Here is a 1574-nt window from a genome sequence, read left to right as displayed (position 1 = left end):
GCCCGAATCCCTTGGGATCCGTCTCCTCCGGCAGGGCGACCTCGGCGTACAGCTCCTCGCCGCGCCGCCAGGCCGCCGTCAGCCCCTGGAACACCGGGCCGTAACCGAACCCACGCTCTGCCAGAGTCTCGTATGCACCGCCCAGGTCCAGCGCGGTCGCACCGGCCGGCGGCCAGACGGCCGACTCGAACCCGGCGCCGACCTCGGCCGCCTCCGGCGCCAGCACACCGTCGGCATGCAGCACCCACGGCAGATCCGCCTGGTCCTCCGCCCGCGAATGGATCCGCACCGAACGGCGGCCGGACTCGTCCGCCGCCCCGACCACGACCTGTACGGCGACCCCGCCACGCTCCGGGAGCACCAGCGGCGCCTGAAGCGCCAGCTCCTCCACCGCACCGCAGCCGACCTGGTCACCTGCCCGCACGGCCAGTTCCACGAAGCCCGCACCCGGGAAGAGCACGGCCCCCTTGACGGTGTGGTCGGCGAGCCACGGCTGGGCCGTGACCGCCAGCCGCCCGGTGAGCACCGCACCACCGGAGTCGGCGAGAGACACCACCACGCCGAGCAGCGGATGCTGCGGTGCCGTGAGCCCCATAGCGGAGACATTGCCGGTCGCCGTCACCGCGTCGACCCAGTAGCGGCGACGCTGGAAGGGGTAGGTCGGCAGATCGACCCGGCGGGCGCCCGAGCCCTCGAAGTACGCGTTCCAGTCGATGTCGGAGCCCGAGACATGGAGCCGGCCGAGCGCCGCGACGAGCGTTTCGGCCTCCGGACGGCCCTTGCGCAGGGCCGACGCCCGCACGGCCCCGTCCGAGGTGAGGGTCTGCTGCGCCAGCGCGGTCAGCACACCGTCGGGCCCCAGCTCCAGGAACGTACGGACCCCGGACTCCTCGGCCGTACGGACGGCGTCGGAGAAGCGGACGGCGGCACGGACCTGACCGACCCAGTACTCAGGGGACTGCCAGTCGGTGGCCGGCTCGCCCGTGACCGTCGAGACCGCGGGGACGCGCGGTTCCGCGTACGACAACTCGGCCGCTACGGCACGGAAGTCGTCCAGCATCGGCTCCATCAGCGGGCTGTGGAAGGCGTGCGACACCGACAGGCGGCTCGTCTTACGGCCGAGAGCCGTGAAGTGCTCGCCGATCGCCAGCACCTCGCCCTCGACACCCGAAACCACCACCGATCTCGGCCCGTTGACCGCCGCGATGGACACGCCCTCGGTGAGCACCGGCAGGACCTCGTCCTCCGACGCCTGCACCGCGACCATCGCGCCGCCCTCGGGCAACGCCTGCATCAACCGCCCGCGCGCCACCACCAACCGAGCCGCATCCGCCAGCGACAGCACCCCGGCGACGTGAGCCGCGGCCAGTTCACCGATGGAGTGCCCGACCAGCACATCCGGCCGTACGCCCCACGCCTCCACCAACCGGAACAACGCAACCTCGACCGCGAACAACGCAGGCTGGGCGTAACTCGTGGCGTTCAGCGCATCCGGGTCCTCGCCCCACATCACCTCACGCAACGGCTGATCCAGATGCCGGTCCAGCTCAGCGGCCACTTCGTCGAGAGCGGCC

General features: G+C 72.2%; 1 protein-coding gene. It reads right to left on the bottom strand.

What is annotated here, in order from left to right:
• On the bottom strand, window positions 1-1574 hold a 1574-nt coding region (locus IE318_RS45920; protein ID WP_229904176.1), incomplete at both ends, for an acyltransferase domain-containing protein.

The organism is Streptomyces spiralis (assembly GCF_014654675.1).
In the GTDB taxonomy this organism is placed as follows: domain Bacteria; phylum Actinomycetota; class Actinomycetes; order Streptomycetales; family Streptomycetaceae; genus Streptomyces; species Streptomyces spiralis.
This window is presented reverse-complemented; position numbering and strand designations above follow the sequence as displayed.